Below are 25,229 nucleotides of genomic sequence, written 5' to 3' on the forward strand. Positions count from 1 at the left end.
TCCTGGCGGGCATGTCTCGAATAGACATGTGGATGCCTTTTTGGAGCAAGTCTCGGGGTGGCGAAGGGATAGTGTGAAAAAGCGCCATTCACGCTATGCACAACAACAAGCAGCGACAGGAGTCATCCATGAGTGCAGCCAATCGCGGAGTCGTCTATAAGGGCCCAGGTGAAGTCGCCGTCGAATCTATTGCATATCCTGAGCTTGCGCTGGGGAATCGCAAATGTGAGCACGGTGTCATTCTTAAAGTCGTGACTACCAACATCTGTGGCAGTGACCAGCACATGGTTAGGGGGCGCACGACGGCGCCTGCGGGCCTGGTGTTGGGACACGAAATCACCGGGCTGGTGATCGAGACCGGTCGCGACGTCGAGTTCATCAAGCCGGGCGACTTGGTGTCTGTGCCGTTCAATATCGCTTGCGGCCGCTGTCGTAACTGTAAATCCGGCAAGACCGGCATCTGCCTCAACGTCAATCCGTCGCGTCCAGGCGCTGCCTATGGGTACGTGGACATGGGCGGTTGGGTAGGCGGCCAGACGGAGTACGTCATGGTGCCCTATGCCGACTTCAACCTGCTGAAGTTCCCGGATGCCGATCAGGCCATGGAGAAGATCAAGGATCTGACCCTGCTCTCCGATATCTTCCCTACCGGTTTTCACGGCTGCGTAACGGCCGGCGTCGGACCGGGCAGTACCGTCTATATCGCTGGCGCGGGCCCGGTGGGACTGGCCGCTGCGGTGTCCGCTCAACTGCTGGGCGCAGCCTGCGTGATCGTCGGTGATATGATCGAAGAGCGTCTGGCTCAAGCCCGCAGCTTTGGCTGTGAAACCCTCGACTTGACCCAAGACGGTGACATGGCCGACAAGATCGAGGCGATTCTCGGCGAGCGAGAGGTCGATGCCTTCGTCGACTGCGTGGGGTTCGAAGCCCACGCCTGCGGCTGTAACCACGGCAAAGAGGCGCCCGCCACGGTGCTCAACTCGGCCATGTCGCTGACCCGTGCGGGCGGGCAGATCGGTATTCCCGGTCTGTACGTGACCGAAGATCCAGGCGCGGCTGACGAGGCGGCCAAGCAGGGGGCTTTGAGCATGCGCTTTGGCCTCGGCTGGGCCAAGTCCCACAGCTTCCATACGGGGCAGTGCCCGGTGATGCAGTATCACCGTCCGCTGATGCAGGCGATCCTCTTCGGCAAGGTCAAGATCGCCGATGCGGTCAACGTACAGATGATCAATCTGGATCAGGCGCCCCAGGGCTATGCCGATTTCGATGGCGGTGCGGCCAAGAAATTCGTCATCGATCCCCACGGCAGCGTGGCTTGATCGCAGCAACGCCATAGCATCGGCTAAGGCAACGATCACGAACGGCACTCCACGGAGTGCCGTTTTTGTCGTGGATGGTGTGAGTCCGGCACTCTTTCCTTAGCGCGTATCGAGGCCGTTGAGAGAGTTGCTGAGAGAGTTGCTGAGTGCCCATCAAAAAAGCTGGCCCGCGTTTGCGGGCCAGCTGCTGGGGGCCGTGTGGCTCACGCCTATTGATCAACCCTGGGCGAGCTTGAGCGACGGCTGGTCGTTTTCGAGATTCTCTAGCAGGCGCGCGGCATACCAGTTGACGAAGTCGATCACGCCGAATTCGTAGGTTTCCGAGTACGGGCCGGGCTGGTAGGCCTTGGAATTGATACCACGCTGGTTCTCTTCCGCCAGCTGGCGATCCTGGTCGTTGGTGGCATCCCATACTTGGCGCAGCCGCTCGGGATCGTAGTCGACCCCCTCGACCGCATCTTTGTGCACCAGCCACTTGGTGGTCACCATGGTTTGCTGAGGGCCAATGGGCAGCACGCGGAACACCACCGCGTGGTCGCCCATGAAGTGGTTCCAGGAGTTGGGAAGATGCAGAATGCGCAGCGAGCCCATGTCGGGGCTTTGTAGGCGTCCCATCAGCTTCTGGCTACCCGGTTTGCCATCCATGGTCATGGAGACGATACCGTCCAGCAGCGGTGTGCGGGTGAGGCGATTGCGCTTGCCATGCCGCTTTAGCTGATAGGGAACGCGCTCGGCATCCCAGTCCGCCTGCTTCTTGGCCACCAGCGCCTTGTAGGCGGGGGTGGCGCGGGGGTCATCGGTATCGTCGAACTCCTGCAGCGAGTTGAGTAGCTCAGGGTGCGACCCGTTGCAGTGGTAGCACTCGCGGTTGTTTTCGATCACCAGCTTCCAGTTGGCCTGCTCGACGATGGTGGACTCGACGGCCACCTTGACGTTATCCATCTGGTAGGGTTCGAGGTAGTGGTCCAGGGTGGCGAGGAACTCATCGAACGCGGGCGGTTGTTCGCTCAGGTTGATGAAGATGAAGCCACCCGCCGTCTCTGCGTGGACCGGCTTGAGGCCGAACTGTTTGAGATCGAACTGGCTGCCCATTTCGCTGCCTGCGAACAGCAGGCGGCCGTCGAGCTCGTACGTCCACTGGTGGTAGGGGCAGACCAGCTTGGCGACCTTGCCTTTTTCTTTCAAACACAGACGCGAGCCGCGATGGCGGCAGACGTTGTGAAAGGCGTGAATGGTGCCGCCGTCGCCACGGACGATGACGATTGGGTTATCGCCGATGTCCAGGGTCATGAAGTTGCCCTTGGCGGGAATTTCGCAGGTCATGCCCGCAAACAGCCACTCTTTCTCGAACACTTCTTGCATGTCGAGCGCAAACAGCCGGGCATCGTTGTAAAACGGCTGCGGGAGCGAATAGGTCGTCTCGCGAGTTCGCAGCATTTGGGCCGTTGCCTCGCGTGCCGCTGCCAGCGGGTCTTCCATCATATTCAACACACTTTTCTGCATACCAGTATCCTCGTGAACCACCGCTTTCCTGTTGAGGGCTGCGAGTCGGCCGTTAGTCAAGATCGTTTGTCTTGTTGTTGTGCTGCGTAACCTGGCGTTTTGTTCGACTGTGGTGCGATGTCTGTGGCTGATTGTGTTGCAGACGTCAGTAGGCGAGTTATCCAGCCGCGACATACGGTGACGCAGTGGCGACTAAAAAAGTGATTTCTAAACGAGAGAGAGTGGCGCGAGGTAAGTGCGCGTCGCTGTCAGGTAAGTCTGCTGGGTTGGGCATCCCCAGAATGCTCGTCAACGGTACTGGTCGTGCAGCGACACGATCCGGTGATGCATAGCGATGAAGGCCGGTCAGGCAGAGGCGATAATGACAACCAATTTTTTCAATCCGGTCACGACCCAAACCTGGACCAACGGCCGTCACCAGGTGCGCTGCGTCAAGGTGATACAGGAAACGCAGGACGTGCGTACGTTCTGCTTCATGGCCGAGCAGCCGGTGATGTTCTTCTTCAAGCCCGGTCAGTTCGTCACGCTCGAGCTAGAGATCGACGGCCAGCCCGTCATGCGCTCGTATACGATCTCCAGCTCGCCCTCCATTCCCTATAGTTTTTCCATCACCGTCAAGCAGGTGCCGGGTGGCAAGGTCTCCAACTGGCTGCACGCCAACCTGAGGGTGGGTGATGAGTTGGTGGTGCACGGGCCGGTCGGTAACTTCAACTCCATCGATTTTCCCGCCGAGAAAGTCCTGTTCCTCTCCGGCGGTGTGGGCATCACCCCGCTGATGTCCATGACCCGCTGGCTGTTCGATACCAACGCCAGCGTCGACGTCGAGTTCGTACACAGCGCCCGCGCGCCTCGCGATGTCATCTACCATCGCGAGCTGGTGCACATGTTCTCGCGCATTCCTGAATTCAAGCTGCACATCATTTGTGAGAACAAAGACGATATCGGTGAAGCCTGGGCCGGTTACCGTGGCTACCTGACCAAGCCGCTGTTCGAACTCATCGTGCCGGACTTCATGGAGCGAGAGATTTTCTGCTGTGGCCCGACGCCCTACATGAATGCCATCAAGAATATTCTTCGTGCCAACGGCTTCGACATGAACCACTACCACGAAGAGTCGTTCGGTGCCACGCCGGTGGAGGTGCGCGAAGAGGTGCTCGAGCTTGCCGAGCAGGCCGAGGTCGCGGCCGAGCAGATCGACACCAGCGAGCTACATAGTATCGAGTTCGCCAGCTCCGGGAAAAGCGTTCGTATCCAACCCAGTGAGACGGTTCATGAAGCGGCCGCGAAGCTCGGTCTACACATTCCCAAGGCGTGCGGTATGGGTATTTGCGGCACCTGTCGGGTGGCGCTCAAGTCCGGCTCCGTCGAGATGGAGCATAACGGCGGTATCACCGAGGAGGATGTCGAAGAGGGGTATATCTTGTCGTGCTGCAGTCGCCCGAAAGGCAATTTAGTGGTCGATTTCTAACCATCACGCGACGCTTTAGCGTGTTTCTAACGCCCTGAACGGCTACTGACCGTTCGGGGCGTTTTGCTTGTTTTACGAGCCTGGCGAAGGCGGGGAGTGGCCGGGAATTGGCGTGTTGGCGACGTTCGAGGTGGGGGTGCCCACTGCGTAAAAGGCGCTGGAAAAGACGTTGTGTAGGGGCCAATGCAGCTCGTCTGGCTAAATGCCGAGCATGTCGCAAATGCATCCCCTGGTGACGTCGGTAAGCATCTTGGCGGTACCAACCAGCGATAGTATCGCCGTAACAACACGTGATAGCGCTCTAGCCCATGGTGGCCAAAGGCTTATCAGTATTGAACGCACTGCATGATAGTGAATAACAAGTGACGAATGAGGAGGCGATGATGCTTCAGAATAATTTTTCCCCCCGTGCCCGATTAGCCCAGTACGATACGCTGCTCGCCGAAGCCATGGCCGAAGAAACGGCACGCCAGGAAGCGCATATCGAATTGATCGCCTCCGAAAACTACACCAGCAAGGTCGTCATGGAGGCCCAGGGGTCTCAGCTCACCAATAAGTACGCGGAGGGGTACCCGGGCCGCCGCTACTACGGTGGCTGCGAATACGTCGATAAAGTCGAAGCGCTCGCCATCGAGCGTGCCTGTGATCTGTTCAGCGCCAACTACGCCAACGTTCAGCCGCACTCCGGCGCCCAGGCCAACGCCGCGGTCTTCATGGCCCTGGTCTCTCCGGGCGATACCGTGCTGGGCATGAGCCTAGCCCACGGCGGCCACCTGACCCACGGTGCCGCGCCCAACTTCTCCGGCAAGCACTACAACGCCGTGCAGTATGGTCTCAAACCGGAGACCGGCGAGATCGATTACGAAGAGATGGAGCGCTTGGCCCGCGAGCACCGCCCCAAGATGATCATCGCAGGCTTCTCGGCCTACTCCCGCGTGGTCGACTGGCGGCGTTTTCGTGCCATCGCCGACGAAGTGGGCGCCTACCTGATGGTCGATATGGCCCACGTGGCGGGTCTGGTCGCGGCAGGTTTGTATCCCAGTCCCGTGCCCTACGCTCACGTCGTGACCACGACGACCCACAAGACGCTACGCGGCCCCCGCGGCGGGCTGATTCTCTCGGCAGACGGTGACGAGTCGCTCTACAAGAAGCTCAATGGCGCCGTCTTTCCCGGCCAGCAAGGCGGCCCACTCATGCACGTGATCGCGGCCAAGGCCGTGGCCTTCAAAGAGGCGATGAATCAGGACTTCGTGCGCTACCAGCAGAAGGTGATCGATAACGCCAAAGCGATGGCGGCCGTATTCGTCGAGCGCGGCTACGACGTGGTGTCTGGCGGCACCGACGACCATCTCTTCCTCGTGTCGCTGATTCGCCAGGGCATCACCGGTAAAGACGCGGATGCGGCATTGGGTCGTGCGCACATTACGGTCAATAAAAACACCGTTCCCAACGATCCGCAAAGCCCCTTCGTGACCTCTGGCTTGCGTATTGGCACGCCCGCAGTCACTACGCGCGGATTCGATGCCGACGAGTGTGCCGAACTTGCGGAATGGATTTGCGACATTCTCGATGAGCTGGCCGCCGGCGTGGATACCACTCATATCGAAAGCCGGGTGCGTGCCAACGTGGCCGAGGTGTGTGCTCGTCACCCGGTGTATGGCGCTGCCGTTACTGAATCCGTCGAATCCATTGCTTGAATCGGCTTGCCGGCAGGGCCCGGCGCGGCTGAACTAAGGAGACCACTATGCAACGCTATTCCGGCTTCGGCCTGGTCAAGCACGCGCTGAGCCACCATGAGAACTGGGAGCGCCAATGGCGCAATCCCACGCCCAAGAAACAGTACGATGTGATCATCGTCGGTGGCGGCGGCCATGGTTTGGCCACGGCTTACTACTTAGCCAAAGAGTTCGGCGTCAAGAACGTCGCGGTGATCGAAAAAGGCTGGTTGGGCGGTGGCAATACCGCGCGTAATACCACCATCGTGCGTTCCAACTACTTGTGGGACGAGGCGGCGGCGCTTTACGAACACGCCATGAAACTGTGGGAAGGGCTTTCCCAGGATCTCAACTACAACGTCATGTTCTCGCAGCGGGGCGTGCTCAACCTGGGGCACACGCTGCAGGACATGCGCGATATCCAGCGCCGGGTGAATGCCAACCGCCTCAACGGTATCGACGGTGAAGTATTGGATGCCAAGGGCGTGCAAGAGCTGGTGCCCATCATGGACTGCTCCAAGAACGCCCGCTATCCGGTCATGGGTGCCTCCTGGCAGCCGCGTGCCGGTGTGGCTCGCCACGATGCCGTGGCCTGGGGCTACGCCCGGGGTGCCGATGCTCACGGCGTGGACATCCTTCAGCAGACCGAAGTCACCGGCTTCAAGATCCGTGACGGCAAGATCTACGGCGTGCACACCAATCGCGGTGACATCGAGGCCAAGACCGTGGGCTGCGTGGCCGCCGGTAACTCCAGCGTGTTGGCCAAGATGGCGGGCTTCAACTTGCCGCTAGAGTCCCATCCGCTGCAGGCGTTGGTCTCCGAGCCGATCAAGCCGATTCTCGACACCGTCGTGATGTCCAACCACGTCCACGGCTATGTCAGCCAATCCGACAAGGGGGATTTGGTGATCGGTGCGGGTATCGACGGCTACAACGGCTACGGCCAGCGCGGCAGCTACCCGACCGTGGAGCATACGCTCCAAGCGATCGTCGAGATGTTCCCGATCTTCTCTCGGGTGCGCATGAACCGTCAGTGGGGCGGTATCGTGGATACCTGTCCGGACGCCTGCCCGATCATTTCCAAGACGCCGGTCAAAGGCCTCTACTTCAACTGCGGTTGGGGCACGGGCGGCTTCAAAGCGACCACGGGGTCGGGGCACGTTTTCGCTGCCAGCCTCGCCAAAGGTGAGATGCATCCGATTGCCGAGCCGTTCTCCATGTTCCGCTTCCACAGCGGTGCACTGATCGACGAACACGGCGCTGCCGGTGTGGCCCACTAGGGTTTGTAAGCGAGGAGAATTCGCATGTTCTATATCTATTGCCCTTACTGCGGCGAACACCGTGAAGAAGAGGAGTTTCACCCCAAGGGTCAGGCGCACATCGAGCGTCCCAAACAGCCCGAGGAGTGCAGCGACGAAGAGTGGGGAGACTATCTGTTCTTCCGCGACAATCCGCGCGGCGTGCACCACGAAATGTGGGTGCATGCAGTGGGGTGCCGCAAGTTCTTCAACGTCACGCGTCACACGGTGAGCTACGAAATTCTCGAGACCTACAAGATGGGTGAGCAGCCGTCGATCACGGCCGAGAGCCAGACAGCGCCTCGCGAAGCGGTCGCGGAGAGTCGTCCAGAAGGAGTGCGGGCATGAGCCAGTCCAAGCAACAAGCCTACCGCCTTGACACCGGCGGCCGTATCGATCGCTCACGCACGCTGAGCTTCACCTTCAATGGCCAGCGTTATCAAGGCCAGGCAGGAGATACCCTGGCGTCGGCCCTGTTGGCCAACGGTGTCGATATCGTCAATCGCAGCTTCAAATACTCACGGCCCCGCGGCATCGTGGCGGCGGGGGCCGAAGAGCCCAATGCCATCGTGCAGCTTGGCAGCAGCGAAGCGGCCCAGGTGCCCAACGTACGTGCGACCCAGCAGGCGCTGTTCGACGGCTTGACGGCCCGCAGCACCAACGGCTGGCCAAACGTGCAGCGCGACATGATGGGGCTGGTGGGCAAGATCGGCGGTCAGTTCATGCCGCCCGGCTTCTACTACAAGACCTTCATGGCCCCGGCATCGATGTGGATGACGTATGAAAAGTACATCCGCAAGGCGGCGGGACTGGGCCGCAGCCCCCTGGAGAACGATCCGGACAGCTACGACCACCTCCACCAGCACTGCGACGTGCTGGTGGTGGGCGCCGGTGCGGCAGGCCTGTCGGCCGCCCTGGCAGCGGCACGCAGCGGTGCGCGAGTGATCGTCGCCGACGAGCAAGAGGAAATGGGCGGATCGCTGCTGGATACCCGTGAGATGCTGGCAGGCAAACCCGCCGATCAGTGGGTCGCCCAGGTACTCGACGAACTGGCGGGCTGTGACAACGTCACGCTGCTCCCGCGCACCACGGCGAACGGCTACCACGACCACAACTTCGTCACGCTGCACGAGCGGCGTACCGAGCATCTGGGGGAGACCGCGCCGGTGGTCCACGGCCATCGCCCGGTGCGCTCGCGCATGCATCGCGTACGCGCCGGTCAGGTCATCTTGGCCACGGGCGCCCATGAGCGCCCGCTGGTCTATGCCGGTAACGACATTCCCGGCAACCTGCTGGCCGGGGCCGTGTCCACCTATATCCGTCGCTATGGCGTGGTGCCCGGTCGCCGTTTGGTGCTCTCCACCAGCAACGACTACGGCTATCGCGCGGCTCTCGATTGGAAAGAGGCGGGTCATGAAGTGGTGGCGATCGTCGATGCTCGCGAAGCGCCAAAGGGCGATTGGATCGACGCTGCTCGCGCCCAGGGTATCAAGATCATCACCGGCAGCGCCGTGATCGAGGCCAAAGGCAGCAATCGGGTCACTGCGGCGCGCGTCGCCCCTATCGATATCGACGCGTTCAAGGTGAACGGCGCGGTGCAAGAGCTAGCTTGCGATACCATCGCCAGCTCCGGTGGGTACAGCCCCGTGATTCACTTGGCATCTCACACGGGCGCTCGGCCGACCTGGAACGACGAGATCATCGGTTTCGTGCCGGGGCTCGTGAAAGGCGTCCAGGCCTGCGGCGGTGCCAACGGCACCTATGCCCTGGGTGACGTGCTCGTGGCGGGCATCGAAGCGGGCATCAAGGCGGCGGCTGCCATGGGCAAAACCACCGAGGTCGTCAATGCGCCCAGCGTCGAGCCGTTGCAGCAGGGCCCGGCGGTGGCGCTGTTCCAAGTGCCCCACGAGAAAGCGACGACGCGTGCGCCGAAGCAGTTCGTCGATCTGCAGAACGACGTGACGGCGGCCGGTATCGAGCTTGCGACCCGCGAGGGCTTCGAGTCCATCGAGCATGTCAAGCGCTACACCGCTATGGGGTTCGGTACCGACCAGGGCAAGCTGGGAAACATCAACGGCATGGCAATCGCGGCCCGCTGCCTGAGACGCTCGATTCCCGAGGTCGGCACCACGGTCTTCCGTCCCAACTATACCCCGGTCACGTTTGGCGCCATCGTCGGTCGACACTGCCGCGAACTCTTCGATCCTGAGCGCTACACGGCGCTACATCAGTGGCACGTCGAGCGTGGTGCCGAATTCGAGGACGTCGGCCAGTGGAAGCGGCCGTGGTACTACCCGCAGAAGGTCAATGGCAAGACCGAAACGATGCATGAGGCCGTGGCGCGTGAGTGCCTGGCGGTGCGCGAAAAGGTCGGCATCCTCGACGCCTCGACGCTAGGCAAGATCGACATTCAAGGCCCTGACGCCCGTGAGTTTCTGGCGCGGGTCTATACCAACAAGTGGGAAAAGCTGGCAGTAGGCAAGTGCCGCTACGGCTTGATGTGTAAAGACGACGGAATGGTGACCGACGACGGCGTCACGAGCTGTCTGGCCGAGAACCATTTCCTGATGACCACCACGACCGGCGGCGCGGCGGCCATTCTCGAGTGGCTGGAGCTGTGGCATCAAACCGAGTGGCCGGAGCTGGACGTCTACTTCACCTCGGTGACCGACCACTGGGCCACGATGACCGTCACCGGTCCCGAGGCGCGCAAGCTGCTCTCAGAGATCACCGACATCGATCTCGACCGGGACGGCTTCAAGTTCATGGAGTGGCGCTCTGGCAAGGTGGCCGACGTACCGGCGCGGGTCTTCCGCATCTCCTTCACCGGCGAGCTGACCTTCGAGATCAACGTCCAGGCCAACTACGCCATGCACGTATGGCAAACGCTGTTCAAACATGGTGAAAAGTATGGCCTGACGCCCTACGGCACCGAAACCATGCACGTGCTGCGCGCTGAAAAGGGCTTCATCATCGTGGGGCAGGAGACCGATGGCTCGGTGACGCCAGAAGATCTGGGCATGCACTGGTGCGTCGGCTACGACAAGCCGTTTTCCTGGATTGGCAAGCGGGCGCTGACGCGTAGCGACACCAAGCGTGAGAATCGTAAGCAGCTGGTGGGGCTCAGGCCGAAGGATCCCAAGGTCGTCCTCGAAGAGGGGGCGCAGATCGTGTTCGACCCGAACCACGCTATTCCCATGCCCATGGCAGGGCACGTGACCTCCAGCTACTACAGTCCGACGCTGGGCGCTGGGTTTGCCCTTGCCGTGGTCAAAGGCGGCCTTAGGAAGATGGGAGAGACGGTCTACCTCCCCATGGCCGATGGCCAAACCCACGAAGCCGAAATCGTCAGCTCCGTTTTCTACGACCCGAAGGGAGAGCGCCAGAATGTCTAATGCGGCCACTTTTGACACCCGTACCGATACCGCTGTCCCAGTGGAGTCTCCGCTCGCCTACAGCTACCGGCGCAGCGGCGCCCCACGGGGCAGCAGTTATCGGCTGAAAATACGCGAACGTGCAATGCTCGGCCATCTGGTGCTGCGCGGAGGTGCCATCGTGCTCGACGAAGCGGTGCGCGACGTGCTAGGCATTGGCTTGCCGGGGCGCCCGCAGGCGCTAGTGCACGATGCCAGCGGCGAGCGCTCCATTCAGTGGCTCTCCCCGGACGAGTGGCTGGTGATCGTGCCCGGTGGCGAGGAGTATCCGCTGGAAACCAAGCTGCGCGAGCGTCTGGCGGATGCGCACTTCGCCATCAGCGACGTCAGCGGCGGGCAGACCCTGCTCGAACTCACCGGCGAGGCGGCCCGAGAGCTGTTGATGAAAACGGTGGTCTACGACGTCCATCCCAGCCATTTTCCTGTCGGCAAGGGGGTGACGACCGTCTTCGCCAAGGCGACCGTCAATCTACGTCGCCCCAGTGAAGAGTGCTGGGAGCTCGTGATACGCCGTAGCTTCGCCGACTACTCCTACCGCTGGTTGCTGGATGCAGCCGCCGAGTATGGCGTTCACGTAGAACAATGAGCGGACCCGCCGGAACGGTGTTCCGGCGGTGATCGTCTGCCCCATCGAGAGACACATTATGAGCCGAATGAGCGATACCTGGATTCTTGCCGCCCAGTGCCCGAGCCGTTTGGGAACGGTCGACGTCGTGACGCGCTTTTTGAAAGAGCAGCAGTGCTACATCACCGAGTTGAACTCGTTCGATGATCGGTTGGGTGGACGCTTCTTCATCCGCGCCGAGTTTCGTCCGGAGTGCGATACGTTCGATGAAGCGCGCTTCGACGCTGATTTTCTGGCCAGGGCGCGGGAGTTCGACATGCAGTTCGAACTAACCGCGCCGGGCAAGCGCACCGGGGCCGTGATCATGGTCTCCAAGGCCGATCACTGCCTGAACGACCTGCTCTACCGCTATCGCACGGGGCAGCTGGCGCTGGACATCAAAGCCGTGGTCTCCAACCATCCGGACCTGGAGCCACTGGCGGCGTGGCACGGTTTGCCTTACTACTATCTGCCGATCACCCCCGAAACGAAGCTGCAGCAGGAAGCCCAGGTACGCGACATCATCGCCGAGACCGACGCCGAGCTGGTCGTGCTGGCCCGCTACATGCAAGTGCTGTCTCCTTCCATGTGCGAGTTGCTGGCGGGACGCGCCATCAATATCCATCACTCGCTGCTGCCCGGCTTCAAAGGGGCCAAACCCTACCACCAGGCCTACGAAAAAGGCGTCAAGCTGGTGGGTGCCACGGCGCACTATATCAACAACGACCTCGACGAGGGCCCGATCATCGCCCAAGGGGTCGAGCCGGTCGATCATACGCACTATCCCGAAGACCTGGTGGCCAAGGGGCGTGATATCGAGTGTTTGACCCTGGCAAGGGCGATTAGCTACCACTTGGAGCGCCGCGTGTTTTTCTACTCGGGTCGCACGGTGGTGTTCGGTAACTGATACGTTGACGGGCGCTCGCCGAGCCCCCGTCTTGGCTTGCCAGTGACACCTTGCCCAATCAAGACGTCGAACGGCGTACACGCCGTTCGACACCGACCGTCGTTTTAACCATCGTTCGTTCACTCATCCTAGGTATCAGGCACGGCCTGATGTCCTCCCGTGCATAGGTAAAGAGGTGCTCCAATGCCTATCAGTGTTTTCGACCTCTTTAAGATTGGAGTCGGTCCCTCCAGTTCGCATACCGTCGGGCCCATGCTGGCCGCCTATACGTACGTGACCCAGCTAAGAGATCGACAGCTGCTCAACGACGTCGGGCATCTGGACGTACATCTCTACGGATCGCTCTCAGCCACGGGGGTCGGGCACGCGACCGATCACGCCATCATCATGGGGTTGCTGGGTGAGAGGCCCGACACGATCGATCCTGCAGTGATCGAGCCGTCGATCGAGCGCTTGAAAGCATCTCGGTCGTTGAGTCTCGGTCGCCAGAAAGAGGTGCCCTTTGACTGGGACGCGGACATTCATTTCCACGAAGAGAGCCTGCCGCACCATCCTAACGCCATGCGGCTGGCTGCGTACACGTCGGAAGGCGCGTTGCTCTACGACAATACCTACTACTCGGTGGGGGGCGGCTTCGTCGTGGAGCAGTCCCAGGTAGACAAGCCGCTGGACGACCTCGAGGGCCTCGTGCTGCCCTATAACTTCGATACCGCCGATGAGCTCTTGTCGCTCTGCAAGCATCACGGGCTGCGGGTCAGCCAGCTGATGCTGGAGAACGAGAAGGTGTGGCGCAGCGAAGAGGAAATCAGAAACGAGCTATGGCGTATCTGGCAAGTGATGTGTGAGTGCATCGACAACGGGCTGACCCACGAAGGCATTCTACCGGGCGGCCTGAAAGTGAAGCGTAGGGCAAAGCTGCTCTATCAGCGTCTGCAAACCGCAGAGCAGAACGACTGCCTGATTGCCTCGACCTTCTCGGCCATGGAGTGGGTGAACATCTTCGCTCTGGCGGTCAACGAGGAGAACGCGGCTGGCGGGCGCATGGTCACGGCGCCTACCAACGGCGCGGCGGGTATCATCCCCGCCGTTCTCCACTACTACATGAAGTTCCAGCCCAACGCCTGTGAAAAGCAGGTGGTGGACTTTCTGCTGGCCGCGGGCGCCATCGGCATTCTCTGCAAGAAGAATGCGTCGATCTCTGGGGCTGAAGTGGGCTGCCAGGGTGAGGTGGGCTCCGCCTGTGCCATGGCGGCCGCTGGCCTGGCCGACGTGATGGGGGCAACGCCCGAGCAGGTCGAACACGCCGCCGAAATTGGCTTGGAGCACAACTTGGGGCTGACCTGCGATCCCGTCGGCGGGCTGGTGCAAGTCCCCTGTATCGAGCGCAATGCGATTGCCACGGTCAAGGCCATCAATGCCGCGCAGATGGCGCTGCGGGGCGATGGCTCGCACTTCATCTCGCTGGATAAAGTGATCCGCACCATGCGTGATACGGGTAAAGACATGCTCGATAAATATAAGGAAACCTCCAAAGGCGGGCTGGCCGTCAATGCCATCGAATGCTGATACCGCAAAAGGCTAGAGAAAGGGTCGGAGAAAGGGCTGGGGAAAGAGCGTTAAAGGCGTATTGCACAGGCATCGTGGGCATTCGCGACAAAATCCACTAGGATAGGCGCTTTTTTCCGACAGGGTAGATGGTCATGGCGTCTTCGGGACAACCTCGCATTCAGTGGCTGGGCCGCTGGGGCTTTATGCTGGCGGCCACCGGCTCGGCGGTGGGGCTGGGCAATATTTGGAAATTCCCCTACATCACCGGCGAGTACGGTGGTGGGGCTTTCGTGCTGGTCTACTTGGCGTGTATTTTGGCGGTGGGCGTGCCGGTCATGATGACGGAAATCGCCTTCGGCCGCCGGGGGCGCGGGAGCCCCATCGACGCCATCCGCCGTGTGGTGAACGAATCCGGTGGGTCGTCGGCCTGGTCGCTGCTGGGTTGGATGGCCATGCTCTGCGGCTTCATGATTCTGTCGTTCTACGTCGTGGTGGCGGGCTGGTCGTTCTCTTACCTATGGAAGATGCTCTCCGGCGGCTTGGCGGGGTCCAGCGTGGACGACATGGCCGCCGTGTTCGGCGCCAACAATGCGAACCCCTTTGCGCTCGGCGGCTGGAGCACCCTGGTCACGCTGCTGACCATGTTCATCGTCGGTAAAGGCGTTCAAGAGGGTATCGAGAAAAACGTCAGCTGGATGATGCCTGGCCTCGTGCTGATGCTCTTGCTGCTGATCGCCTTCGGGATATTTTCTGGCGGCTTCGGCGATGCGGTCGCGTTCCTGTTCTCCTTCAAGGCGGGCAGCCTCTCCAGCGAAGGGATGCTGGCGGCGCTGGGCCACGCGTTTTTTACCCTCTCGCTGGCGTCGGGAGCGATTCTGACGTACGGCAGCTACCTGCCCAAAGGTGCCTCCATTGGCCGCACCACTTTGAGCGTGGCCGTGGCCGATACCGTGGTGGCGCTGATGGCGGGGCTGGCGATCTTCCCGGTGATTTTTGCCAACGGTATGAATCCCGGCGAAGGCCCGGGCCTGCTCTTCATGAGCCTGCCGTTGGCGTTTCAGGCCATGCCGCTGGGGTCGCTGTTTGGCGTGCTGTTCTTCTTGATGCTCTCCATGGCCGCGCTCACCTCGTCGATCTCCATGGTGGAAGCGACGGTCTCTTGGCTGTGCGATAACAAAGGCATGAGCCGTCGGTCGGCAGCTTGGGCCACCGGCATCGTGCTGTGGCTGATCAGCACGCTGGCGATGCTGTCGTTCAACCTGGGCGCAGACTGGACGCTGGCGGGCAAGCACTTCTTCGACTGGTTGGACTACCTCACCTCGCGCTGGATGATGCCGTTGGGTGGCCTGGGTATGGTGCTGCTGGCGGGCTTCGTGCTGAACAGCGAGACCTTCCGCGACGAGCTGGGTCTTGCGCCACTGCCCTATGCACTGTGGCTGGCCATGGTGCGCTATGTGAGCCCGCTGGGCATTCTGGTGATCTTCGTCGATGCTCTCGGGCTGTACCAGGTGTCGTTTGCGGCCCACTGGCCGGTGCTGCTAGCGCTGTTGGTGCTCGTGGCCGTGGTGGGCGAAGCCATTAGCCCGCGTCTTCGCCGAGCGCTTTCTTCCCGCTAAGCGCTGCTGCGCTTCTCGTCTCGCCCTGGCCTCAGCGATGGCGCCAGGGTGAGTGCCTGCCTCCATTAACTCATCCCAACACGTGGTATAGCGCTTGGAGCGATGCGCACAGCGCAGCTGCCAAGGTGCGTCGGCATCGGTCATACCAAAGCGTAGCGTACCTTGCCCCATCTTCTGGTTGATGGCGTCGACCGTCTTCATCAAGTGCGGGTGTGCTTTGGCGGCAGGCTGTAGCAGCGAGAGTTGATACTGCTGCGCATCCACCAAATCCAGCAGCATCACGCCCGCTTTCATGAACTGAAAGCCGGGCAGGTACATCTGGTCGAGCCCTTCGCGAACGGCCTCCAAGAGGATACGGGTATCGTCGGTAGGCGCGTCGAGTGGAATCATCGCGCTGGGCGAGCGCTGCGGCTGATCTTTGCGGTGGCGGTTGGTATTCAAAAACAGCATCACCGCGCGGGCCAGGCTGCCCTGCTGGCGCAGTTTTTCGGCGCTGCGCTGGGCGTGGCGGCGCAGCGCCGCGTGCAGGTCCGCTTTGACGCCGGTGGCTTGACCGAACGAGCGTGAAGTCATGATGCGTTGACGGGGCTGCTCCACGGCGTTCATCTCTAGGCAGGGCGTACCGCGTAGTTCCAGTGCGGTGCGTGCCACTACCACGGAAAAGCGTTTGCGCAGCAGTTTCGGGTCGCACTCACGCAGGTCCCAGGCGGTGCGAATACCGCTCACCGCTAGCCGCTCCGCCAAGCGTCGCCCGACCCCCCACACGTCGCTAACGGCGAGCTGTTTGAGCAGCACATGGGTAGTCGCGCTATCGCCTTGAAGTAAACATACCCCTTCATAATGCGGCTGCTTTTTCGCTACGTGGTTCGCCAGCTTGGCCAGCGTGTGTGTCGGCGCAAGGCCCACGCACACGGGCAGCCCTAAATGGCGACGAATACGGCGGCGCAGCGCTGCACCGATGGCTTGGCACTGGGCATCATCGAAGCCGTCCAAGTAGATGAACATCTCGTCGATGGAGTAGGGGGCGACCTCGGGACAGGCATCGCGCAGTAGCTGGGCCAGCCTTGCCGACATATCGCCATACAGCTCGTAGTTGGAAGAGAGCAGGTGAATCACGCCACGGCGGCGCAGCCCCTCTAACTGGTAGGCGGGCGTGCCCATGGCGATCTCCATGGCTTTCATCTCCGCCGAACGGGCAATCACACAGCCATCGTTATTCGACATCACGCCAACCGGCTTGCCTTCTAGCGCTGGGTTGAACACCCGCTCGCAGGAGACATAGAAGTTATTGGCATCTACCAGCCCGATCATGGCAGGTACTCGTGTATGACGGCACGCACCACGCCCCAGTGCTGACAGTCGGTGTCTTCCAGTGGCAGCGGCGGGTAGTGGGGGTGGGCAGAGCAGAGGTGTGGCGTGCCGCGATACAGCGCGTAGCGTTTGATCAGCACTTCGTTATCGAACATGGCTACGAGGATATGCCCTAAGCGGGGCGTGACGCTGCGGTCGACGACCAGTAAATCTCCCTCGAAGATGCCCCAGCCCTCCATGCTGTCGCCAGCGGCGGTGAGGTAAAACGTCTGGGTGGGATGTTTGATCAGCCGCGCATTGAGGTCGAGGGTGCGCGGCTCATAGTCTTGTGCCGGAGAAGGAAAGCCACTAAAGCCTGCGCGGCCTCGCAAGGGAGGAAACGGCAGCGGCTGAGACGTTAACGGCAAGGCTGTCGCAACGGGGGCGAGTTGAGACGGCATCGTCGGTATCCTCGAGAATGAATGGTGTGTTTATATACAGTATAAATAAACAGTATTTATCCACGAGGTAAAAATTGCAAGCTCGCCTCTTAGCGGGCCAGCCACAGCCCCACGACTAGGGCACTAATGACCGTGATAAAAAACACAAGGTTGCGAACGCGGGTATCGCGGCGAGGTTTCATGGCAATCTCCATCAAAAAATAATCGGCGTCGTGGCCCGTGGCCGCGTAAAAGCAGCGCAAGCGCTGCGTCGAGCATGGTAACGTTTGCATCCTAATGTTTGCATCCATAGCGTCATCTGACGCGCCGGATTTTCGCTGTGAGACACTGATTTATGAAGGACGCTTCTCGAATGAGTGCGGCGCCTCAGTCGCTTTCGTTGGCCGATGGGCGGTTAGCGGCCCTGAGCTGGGGACAGCGTGACGCGCCCACCTGGCTGGCGCTGCATGGCTGGCTGGATAACGCCGCGAGCTTCACACGCCTAGCCCCGCACTTGGTGAGTACATTGGGCATTCGCATCGTGGCGATCGATTTTCGTGGCCACGGGCACTCCGTCCATGCACCTGCGGGCAGCGACTACGCGCTCTGGGACTACACCCATGATGTGCTGGATACCATGGACGACCTAGGCCTCGAACAGACCACGCTGCTGGCGCACTCCATGGGCGCGGCGGTTGCCTGTTTGATCGCGGCTGCCTTGCCAGAAAAGGTCGCGCAACTGGTGCTGCTGGACGGCTTGGGCGCGCTCAATACGCCGCCAGAAGAGACGGTTAGCCAGCTGCGCAAAGGCGTCATCGCTCATCGGCGCAGTTCTTCACGCACGCCGCGTTATCCTGACCTGGAAAGCGCCGTGGCGGCCCGGGTGGCGGGCGGTGTCACGCCGTTGGACAGTATCACCGCGATGCCTTTGGTCGAGCGCAATACTCAAATCACCGCCGATGGTAAGGTGCAGATGCGTACCGATAGCCGCCTGCTCAAACCCTCGCTGGTACGCTTTACGCCCCAGCAGGTGCTGGCCGTACTGAGCGAGATTCGCGCACCGGTGCTATTGATAGAAGGAGAACGAGGTATTTTGGGCGAGCGGGCATGGGCCGTTCAGGCGCGGCAGGCAGTGCCGACGCTCGCCCGGCACGTGCTGTCAGGCGGTCATCATCTGCATTTGGAGCCGCAGGCCGTCGAACGCGTGGCCGACGTGATCTCTCGTGAACACTGCTTAGCCAGTTGATGGTGCATGAAAAGCCAACGCACACCCATGGGTCGCTAGGCCAACAAGGAGGGTCAGAACGTGGTTAGCCAATTGACGCAGAGAGCACTGGGGGGCGGCAATAAAGTCGCTCTGGTGTTAGGTAGCGGTGGTGCAAGGGGGTATGCACACATCGGCGTGATCGAGGCGCTAGAAGCCCGAGGTTTCGAGATCATTTCGATAGCCGGATGCTCCATGGGCGCGCTGATCGGCGGCATTTACGCGTCGGGTAAGCTGCCGGAGTATCGCGACTGGGTGTGTAACCTCGATTACCTAGACGTGCTCAAGCTGGTCGACGTGACTTGGAGCCCCATGGGCGCGATGCGCGCCAACAAAGTGATGAGCAAGCTCGAAGAGCTGGTAGGCGATCGGCTGATCGAAGACCTGCCCATTCCGGTGACCACCGTGGCGACGGACTTGGTGCGCCAGCGAGAAGTCTGGTTTCAAAACGGCCCGCTACTGCGTGCCATCCGCGCTTCGATTGCCGTGCCGGGAGTGATCACGCCGGTACACGTTGGTGAGCAGGTGCTGGTGGATGGCGGGCTGCTCAATCCGCTCCCCATGATGCCGATTCTGGCGGCCCATGAGGCGGATTTCGTGGTGGCGGTGAACGTTACCGCCCACAGCCCGCAGCCCGTCACGCTGGATGAGCTGCTACCCAAAGAGGCACACGATGACGAACGCACCGCCCTAGTGCGTGATCGGGACGCCAATATTGGTGGCTGGATAGAAGAGGTGCGCGCCACCACCCGGCGGCTGTGGGGCGGTTTGGGCGGTGGTGTCGACGAGAGCGACGATGACGAAACCGTGGACCTGCGTGGCAAGCGTGAGTGGGGTAAGCTGGATATGATTCTGGAGTCGTTCGATATTACTCAGGCGGCACTAGCGAAGTACAAAGTGGCGGGCTACCCGCCCGACGTACTGATCGAGATTCCCAAAACGGTTTGCAGCACTTATGAATTCCACCGTGCCAACGAGTTGATTCGGTTAGGCCGTCACTTGGCCGATGAGGCATTGGAGCGACGCATGCCGAGCATCGCCTCGGATGCGGCGGAGTAAACACGTTAGAAACAACCCTACTGGCCACGCTTACGCAGCAAGATATACACCGCCCCGGTGCCGCCATCGATATCGGTGGCAGAGCAGAACGCCAGCACGCCGGGCCACTCTCTCAGCCAGGCGTTGGTGTGGCTTTTCAGCACAGGGAAGTCGGACGTGGTGCCCCACGCCTTGCCATGCACCACCAGCACGCAGCGCAGCCCCTGGGCGGCGGCGTCGCGCAAGAAACTCTCCAGCTCCAAACGCGCCTCTTCCAAGGTGTAGCCGTGCAGATCCAACCCCGCCTGCCATGCCGTTTGGCCCCGTTTGAGCTGGCTAAAGGTACGCCAGGGGAGGTCGGGAACGCTGAACTCAAGATACTCCGAGGGCCGCACGGCCTCTACCCGGCCATCGGAAGTGCGCCCACTGGTTTGCGGCGTGTTGCTCTCCACCGCCGCGCGGCGGCGCGCTTCGCTGGCCTCTGACGGGCGCTTGGGCTTGCCGGGATCGGCTTGGTTAGTGGCAATACGGCGCACCCCTGCCGCCTGCAGCGCTTGGCGAAAGGCACTGATATCGTCATCGTTGGGCAGGTGTCGCGTCATGGTCGGCTCGAATCAACAAGGTAGTGGTGAAAAACACGGCGATGAATAAAAACGCTAAGGCGAGACAGTATAGCGAGCCTAGCGCTGCTGTGAACCGGGCGGCGTCAAAGGTACAATCCCCCTAACGAATTTTTGACGCCAGGAGCCCTTGTGACCACGCATCTCACCGATGAGTCCTTCCCCTCGACGTTAGCGCAGCCGGAATCTGCGTTGATCAGCGAGCTTTTCACGCTGAGAGACTATTTGCGCTGGGTTTCCAGTGAGTTCTATTTGGCGGGGTTGCACTATGGGCACGGTACGCAGTCGCCCTGGGACGAGGCGGTAGCGCTCTGCCTGGGTGCGCTGCATCTGCCCTGGAACGTCGATCCCGCCGTGCTGGATGCGCGGCTGCTGCCCGTCGAGCGCGAGCGGATCATTCGCCTCGCTCGTGAGCGCGTCACCACGCGCCGCCCGCTGCCGTACCTGCTGGGCGAAGCCTTCTTTGCTGGCTATCCCTTCAACGTCGATGAGCGCGTGTTGATCCCCCGCTCGCCGATGGCTGAACTGATCGAAGATGGCTTTGCCGCCTGGTTCCCCGAAGAGCCGCCCGCCCGCGTGCTGGATTTATGCACCGGCTCTGGCTGTATCGGCATTGCCACGGCGCTGGTGCTGCCCACCTGTGAAGTGGCGCTGGCGGATATCAGCCAGGATGCCTTGGCCGTGGCGCGGCAAAATATTACCCGTCACGATGTCGGCGACCGCGTGCGCGCCGTGGCATCGGACGTGTTCGACGGCCTGGAAGGCCAGCGCTTCGACCTGATCGTCTCCAACCCGCCCTACGTCGATGAGCGCGATCTGGCCACCATGCCCGCCGAGTTCCGCCACGAGCCGTCGCTGGCGCTGGGCGCCGGCAGCGACGGCCTGGATATCGTGCGGCGCATTCTGCGCGAGGCGCGGCAACACTTAACGGAAGAGGGCTGGCTGATCGTCGAAGTCGGCAACTCTGACCGCCACGTGGAGGCCGCCTTCCCCGAGGTGCCGTTCATCTGGCTTGAACTCGAGCGTGGCGGCCAGGGCGTGTTCGCCCTGAGCGCCGCTGAACTCGACGCCCATGCGGCGTCTTTTGCGTGAGGAATTAACGCCCATGTCTGGCAATACGTTTGGCAAACTGTTTACCGTCACTACTTTTGGCGAAAGCCACGGTCCCGCGTTGGGAGCCATCATCGATGGCTGCCCTCCCGGTATCGCGATTAGCGAAGCGGATCTGCAAGGCGACCTGGATCGCCGTCGCCCCGGCAGCTCGCGCCACACCACCCAGCGCAAAGAGCCGGATCAGGTGCGCATTCTTTCCGGCGTGTTCGACGGCAAGACCACCGGCACCTCCATTGGCCTGCTGATCGAAAACACCGACCAGCGCTCCAAGGACTACTCCAAGATCAAGGACCAGTTCCGCCCCGCCCACGCGGACTACACTTATCACCACAAGTATGGCCACCGCGACTACCGAGGGGGCGGCCGCTCCAGTGCCCGTGAAACCGCCATGCGCGTGGCGGCCGGTGCCATTGCCAAGAAGGTGCTGGCGGCACAGGGTATTCAGATTCGTGGCTACATGAGCCAGCTCGGACCGATCAAGATCGACTTCAAAACCTGGGACGCCGTCGATCAGAACGCCTTTTTCTGCCCCGACCCCGATAAGGTCCCTGAGCTGGAAACCTACATGGATCAGCTTCGCCGGGATCAGGACTCCGTGGGTGCGGAAATCACCGTGATTGCCGAGGGCGTGCCCGTGGGTCTGGGCGAGCCGGTCTTCGACCGCCTGGATGCTGATCTAGCGCACGGTTTGATGAGTATCAACGCGGTAAAAGGGATCGAAATCGGCGCGGGCTTTGGCTGCGTTGCCCAGCGCGGCAGCGAACACCGCGACGAGATGACGCCGGAAGGCTTTCTCTCCAACCACGCAGGCGGCGTGCTGGGCGGCATTTCCAGCGGCCAGCCCATCGTCGCGCGGCTGGCGCTGAAGCCGACGTCCAGCATTACCACGCCCGGACGCTCCATCGATGTATACGGCGAGCCGGTCGAGGTGATCACCAAAGGGCGTCACGACCCCTGCGTGGGCATTCGGGCAACGCCCATCGCCGAAGCCATGATGGCCATGACGCTGCTCGATCACTGGCTTCGCCATCGTGGCCAAAACGCCGACGTTAGCGTTGATACACCGCGTTTGGGTCAGCGATAACGCCAAGGTACGCCGAGAAGTTCGCTGCTACACTCAAGGAAGACGGTTAAGGAGTTCCCTATGAAAATTAACGTTGAGTTTGACCTGACGCCCGATGAGTTTCGGCAGTCGCTGGGACTCCCCGATGTGGAAGCGTTCCAGCAGAACTTGCTGAACAACATTCAACGGCAGATGGAATCAGGGGTAGAGGGCTATGACCCCATGAGCTTGATGCGCCCCTTTTTGCAGCAACCCATGATGCAGCAGGGGCTTTCACAGGGGCTGGCCAATTTTGGCACCTATCAACAGATGATGCTGGATATGCTGCGCCAGGCCGGTAGCGCCCACAGCGGTAGTGCCAGCCAAACGGATAGCGAACCTTCGTCGGCGGCCAATGAGAAAACGACCAAGGCGAAAGCCACGGCCTCTTCTCGCTCTCGGGCCAAGGGGTAGGCGAGTTAGGCGCTATCGATGGGGAGCACTGCGGCGGGAGTATATTGCAAAGCAGCATGGCGCGTATTACTCTTTTTGCGGTGCAGCAATTTGCGATGTGATGAGCCACTCCCGGCTCATGCCAAGGAACGAGAGATAGGAGCAATCACCATGCAAGACAAAATGATGGACGCCTTCAACGCCCAGACCCGCCAAATGTTCGAGCCGATGCGCAAGATGAACTCGCTGATGCTCAACAACATGGAAAAAATGACCCAGTATCAGCTCGAAGCGATGAAGCGCTATACCCAAATGGGCACCGAGCGCATCCGCAGTGCCACGGAGATCAGCGACGCCGAGAGCCTGCGCGATTTCGGCACCCAACAAGCAGAAATGATGAACGAGCTCTCCCAACAAATGCAGGAAGACGCGCGAGCGATGAGCGAGATGAGCCTGCAGTTCAAATCCGAAATGGAGAAGCTGTTTAGCGAAGCCGGGCAAAAAATGACCGAACAGGCCAGCGCCGCCGCCAAAGGCGAGCAGCCCGCTAAAGCGACGAGCCAGTCGTCTCGCAAAAGCTGATCGTGAACGAGCCGTGCGGCGCCATCGAGGCGCCGCCTTCGTTTGTCGTGTTCTTGAAAGCGTTGCCGGGGCGGATGCCGCCCAGCAGGTGAGGGGGAAGGGGTATGCAGTCAGGGTGGAAAATGCCGTCTCAACACTACTCTCAAGAAGAGATGGAGGCATGGAAGGCGCAGCTCGACGACATTGGTGAGCAGTACAACGCTCTGTTAGGCGACTTACTGACACGCATGGCGCCCAGCGAAGCCGCCGACTCCGTCTACAGCGATATGCGCGAGAGCTTCGAAGCCGCCGCCCGCTCGCTGATGAGCAACCCAAATTTGCTGTGGCAAACCCAGTCGCGGCTGATGCAAGACCAGTGGCTTTTATGGCAGCAGGGAGTGCGCGCCATGGCCGGAGAGCAGGTCACCCCGTTCGTGACCCCGCCCAAACATGATCGCCGCTTCAAGGACGACGCCTGGACCACCGATCCCTACTACATGGCGATCATGCAGCAGTATCTGCTGTTTTCGCAGATGGTCGACGAGCTGATTAACGACCTCGACGGGTTGGACCCCGTTCATAAGCGTAATCTGGCGTTTTACGCCCGCCAGTTGGTGAACGCGATGTCGCCCACCAACTTCGTCTTGACCAACCCAGAAGTGATGCGCCGTACCCTGGAAACCAAAGGCCAGAATTTGGTCGATGGGTTGGCACGGCTGCGTGAAGACCTCGCCAACTCGGCAGAGGGTATCAACGTACGCATGACCGACCGCAGCGCCTTTGGCGTGGGCGAGAACATCGCGGTAACGCCTGGCGCCGTAGTGTATGAAAACGAGCTGATCCAACTCATTCAATACACGCCGACCACCGAAAAAACGTTCAAGACGCCGCTATTGATCGTGCCGCCCTGGATCAACAAGTATTACATCCTCGACCTGCGTGAAGATAACTCGCTCGTAAAGTGGATGGTCGACCAAGGCCACACGGTGTTTCTGATCTCCTGGCGTAACCCAGGTCCCGAGCAGCGTGACATTACCTGGGCCGATTACATGCAGATGGGCCCGATCAGCGCCATGGAGGCCATCGAAAAGGCGTGCGGAGAGAAGTCGGTCAACCTGCTGAGCTACTGCGTGGGCGGCACGCTGACCGCCTCGACGGTGGCTTACCTCACCAGCACCCGCCGTGGCCGCAAGGTGAAATCGGTCACCTACATGGCCACGTTGCAGGATTTTCGAGACCCGGGCGATATCGGCGTGTTCTTGAACGAGCGTGTGGTGCAGGGCATTGAGCAAACCATGCAGGTGCAGGGCTATTTGGATGGCCGATCCATGGCCTATACCTTCAATCTGTTGCGCGAGAACGACCTGTTCTGGTCGTTCTACATCAACAACTATCTGAAGGGTGAGATTCCGGCAGCCTTCGACCTGCTCTACTGGAACACCGACGGCACCAACCTGCCGGCTGGCACTCACGCATGGTATTTGCGTCATATGTACCTGGAGAACCGTTTGGTGGAGCCGGGCGGCATCGAGCTGGACGGCGTCAACATCGACCTGCGCAAAATTTCGGCGCCCAGCTATTTCGTCTCCACCAAAGAGGATCACATCGCCAAGTGGAACAGCACCTACTACGGTGCGCTGCTGCCCAAAGGCCCGACGACCTTCGTGCTGGGCGGTTCCGGGCATATTGCCGGTATCGTGAACCCGCCTCATAAGAACAAGTATGGCTACTGGACCAACGACACGCTGCCCGAGACCCACGACGCCTGGCAGGAGGGCGCGACCTTCCACGAAGGCTCCTGGTGGCCCCATTGGCAAGCGTGGGTGACGGAGAACGGCTACGCCGATGCGGACCCGAAAAAGATGGTGCCCGCCCGCCAGCCGGGTGCGGGCGAGCTGAAGGTGATCGAAGCCGCGCCGGGCCGCTACGTGCGCATGACCATTCCAGAAGTGCTCGGAGAAATTCCTAGCAGCACCTGATCGGCGAGGGCTGTTAG

22 protein-coding genes are annotated in these 25,229 nt (G+C 61.0%); 17 read left to right on the plus strand and 5 right to left on the minus strand.

What is annotated here, in order from left to right; all coding sequences use genetic code 11:
• Window positions 1-128 precede the first annotated feature (128 nt).
• A complete protein-coding gene (fdhA, locus tag FHJ80_RS02805) occupies window positions 129-1,319 on the plus strand; it encodes a formaldehyde dehydrogenase, glutathione-independent (RefSeq protein WP_139525516.1) in 1,191 nt (396 codons plus the stop codon).
• Window positions 1,320-1,535: 216 nt separating this feature from the next.
• Here the strand turns inward: fdhA and FHJ80_RS02810 are convergent, their stop codons facing one another.
• Complete coding sequence (locus FHJ80_RS02810) at window positions 1,536-2,822, minus strand: aromatic ring-hydroxylating dioxygenase subunit alpha (RefSeq protein WP_139525517.1); 1,287 nt, start codon at window positions 2,820-2,822, stop codon at window positions 1,536-1,538.
• A gap of 361 nt (window positions 2,823-3,183) precedes the next feature.
• Here FHJ80_RS02810 and FHJ80_RS02815 point away from each other — a divergent pair, with 361 nt between their 5' ends.
• The 9 genes from FHJ80_RS02815 (at window position 3,184) to FHJ80_RS02855 (ending at window position 15,412) form a co-directional block, all read left to right on the plus strand.
• A complete protein-coding gene (locus tag FHJ80_RS02815; protein WP_139525518.1) occupies window positions 3,184-4,290 on the plus strand; it encodes a hybrid-cluster NAD(P)-dependent oxidoreductase in 1,107 nt (368 codons plus the stop codon).
• A 383-nt stretch (window positions 4,291-4,673) separates the two neighbouring features.
• On the plus strand, window positions 4,674-5,987 hold the full coding sequence (gene glyA, locus FHJ80_RS02820; RefSeq protein ID WP_139525519.1) for a serine hydroxymethyltransferase: 1,314 nt from the start codon (window positions 4,674-4,676) through the stop codon (window positions 5,985-5,987).
• A 47-nt stretch (window positions 5,988-6,034) separates the two neighbouring features.
• Window positions 6,035-7,285, plus strand: a complete 1,251-nt coding sequence (locus tag FHJ80_RS02825; protein WP_139525520.1) for a sarcosine oxidase subunit beta family protein — start codon at window positions 6,035-6,037, stop codon at window positions 7,283-7,285.
• Window positions 7,286-7,309: 24 nt separating this feature from the next.
• Complete coding sequence (locus FHJ80_RS02830) at window positions 7,310-7,651, plus strand: sarcosine oxidase subunit delta (RefSeq protein WP_139525521.1); 342 nt, start codon at window positions 7,310-7,312, stop codon at window positions 7,649-7,651.
• Window positions 7,648-10,698: a sarcosine oxidase subunit alpha family protein gene (locus FHJ80_RS02835; RefSeq protein WP_139525522.1), complete on the plus strand. Its 3,051-nt coding sequence runs from the start codon at window positions 7,648-7,650 to the stop codon at window positions 10,696-10,698. The genes FHJ80_RS02830 and FHJ80_RS02835 overlap by 4 nt, the downstream gene beginning before the upstream one ends.
• Entirely contained in the window at window positions 10,691-11,323 is a 633-nt protein-coding gene (locus FHJ80_RS02840; RefSeq protein ID WP_139525523.1) for a sarcosine oxidase subunit gamma, read from the plus strand. Before FHJ80_RS02835 ends, FHJ80_RS02840 begins: the two co-directional genes overlap by 8 nt.
• A gap of 58 nt (window positions 11,324-11,381) precedes the next feature.
• Window positions 11,382-12,248 carry a formyltetrahydrofolate deformylase gene (gene purU / locus FHJ80_RS02845; RefSeq protein WP_139525524.1) on the plus strand — a complete coding sequence of 289 codons (867 nt, stop codon included), beginning with the start codon at window positions 11,382-11,384 and terminating at the stop codon, window positions 12,246-12,248.
• A 183-nt stretch (window positions 12,249-12,431) separates the two neighbouring features.
• A complete protein-coding gene (locus FHJ80_RS02850; RefSeq protein WP_139525525.1) occupies window positions 12,432-13,814 on the plus strand; it encodes an L-serine ammonia-lyase in 1,383 nt (460 codons plus the stop codon).
• A 134-nt stretch (window positions 13,815-13,948) separates the two neighbouring features.
• A complete protein-coding gene (locus FHJ80_RS02855; protein WP_139525526.1) occupies window positions 13,949-15,412 on the plus strand; it encodes a sodium-dependent transporter in 1,464 nt (487 codons plus the stop codon).
• On the opposite strand, the gene FHJ80_RS02860 is transcribed toward FHJ80_RS02855, so the two are convergent.
• From FHJ80_RS02860 to FHJ80_RS02870, 3 genes are all read right to left on the minus strand, one after another.
• Window positions 15,335-16,723, minus strand: coding sequence for a Y-family DNA polymerase (locus FHJ80_RS02860; protein ID WP_139525527.1), 1,389 nt, complete (start codon window positions 16,721-16,723; stop codon window positions 15,335-15,337). The two genes, FHJ80_RS02855 and FHJ80_RS02860, sit on opposite strands and share 78 nt — an antisense overlap.
• Complete coding sequence (locus FHJ80_RS02865; RefSeq protein WP_139525528.1) at window positions 16,720-17,163, minus strand: LexA family transcriptional regulator; 444 nt, start codon at window positions 17,161-17,163, stop codon at window positions 16,720-16,722. The genes FHJ80_RS02860 and FHJ80_RS02865 overlap by 4 nt, the downstream gene beginning before the upstream one ends.
• A gap of 89 nt (window positions 17,164-17,252) precedes the next feature.
• Window positions 17,253-17,435, minus strand: coding sequence for a hypothetical protein (locus tag FHJ80_RS02870; RefSeq protein WP_139525529.1), 183 nt, complete (start codon window positions 17,433-17,435; stop codon window positions 17,253-17,255).
• 80 nt (window positions 17,436-17,515) lie between these two features.
• On the opposite strand from FHJ80_RS02870, the gene FHJ80_RS02875 reads away from it, so the two are divergent.
• Together FHJ80_RS02875 and FHJ80_RS02880 are read left to right on the plus strand one after the other, a co-directional pair.
• Window positions 17,516-18,388, plus strand: coding sequence for an alpha/beta fold hydrolase (locus tag FHJ80_RS02875; RefSeq protein WP_255303846.1), 873 nt, complete (start codon window positions 17,516-17,518; stop codon window positions 18,386-18,388).
• Between the two features lie 60 nt (window positions 18,389-18,448).
• Window positions 18,449-19,465 carry a patatin-like phospholipase family protein gene (locus tag FHJ80_RS02880; RefSeq protein ID WP_176558202.1) on the plus strand — a complete coding sequence of 339 codons (1,017 nt, stop codon included), beginning with the start codon at window positions 18,449-18,451 and terminating at the stop codon, window positions 19,463-19,465.
• Window positions 19,466-19,482: 17 nt separating this feature from the next.
• Here FHJ80_RS02880 and FHJ80_RS02885 read toward each other — a convergent pair whose 3' ends face one another.
• On the minus strand, window positions 19,483-20,046 hold the full coding sequence (locus tag FHJ80_RS02885) for a Smr/MutS family protein (protein WP_139525531.1): 564 nt from the start codon (window positions 20,044-20,046) through the stop codon (window positions 19,483-19,485).
• A 150-nt stretch (window positions 20,047-20,196) separates the two neighbouring features.
• On the opposite strand from FHJ80_RS02885, the gene prmB reads away from it, so the two are divergent.
• The 5 genes from prmB (at window position 20,197) to phaC (ending at window position 25,212) form a co-directional block, all read left to right on the plus strand.
• Entirely contained in the window at window positions 20,197-21,156 is a 960-nt protein-coding gene (gene prmB / locus FHJ80_RS02890; protein ID WP_139525532.1) for a 50S ribosomal protein L3 N(5)-glutamine methyltransferase, read from the plus strand.
• A gap of 13 nt (window positions 21,157-21,169) precedes the next feature.
• Window positions 21,170-22,261, plus strand: a complete 1,092-nt coding sequence (gene aroC, locus FHJ80_RS02895; protein ID WP_139525533.1) for a chorismate synthase — start codon at window positions 21,170-21,172, stop codon at window positions 22,259-22,261.
• Between the two features lie 60 nt (window positions 22,262-22,321).
• Window positions 22,322-22,693: a hypothetical protein gene (locus tag FHJ80_RS02900; protein WP_139525534.1), complete on the plus strand. Its 372-nt coding sequence runs from the start codon at window positions 22,322-22,324 to the stop codon at window positions 22,691-22,693.
• 150 nt (window positions 22,694-22,843) lie between these two features.
• Entirely contained in the window at window positions 22,844-23,254 is a 411-nt protein-coding gene (locus FHJ80_RS02905) for a phasin family protein (RefSeq protein WP_139525535.1), read from the plus strand.
• Between the two features lie 104 nt (window positions 23,255-23,358).
• On the plus strand, window positions 23,359-25,212 hold the full coding sequence (phaC, locus tag FHJ80_RS02910; RefSeq protein WP_139525536.1) for a class I poly(R)-hydroxyalkanoic acid synthase: 1,854 nt from the start codon (window positions 23,359-23,361) through the stop codon (window positions 25,210-25,212).
• Window positions 25,213-25,229 lie beyond the last annotated feature (17 nt).

This window comes from Halomonas sp. BL6 (genome assembly GCF_006228115.1).
Taxonomy (GTDB): Bacteria; Pseudomonadota; Gammaproteobacteria; order Pseudomonadales; family Halomonadaceae; genus Vreelandella; species Vreelandella piezotolerans.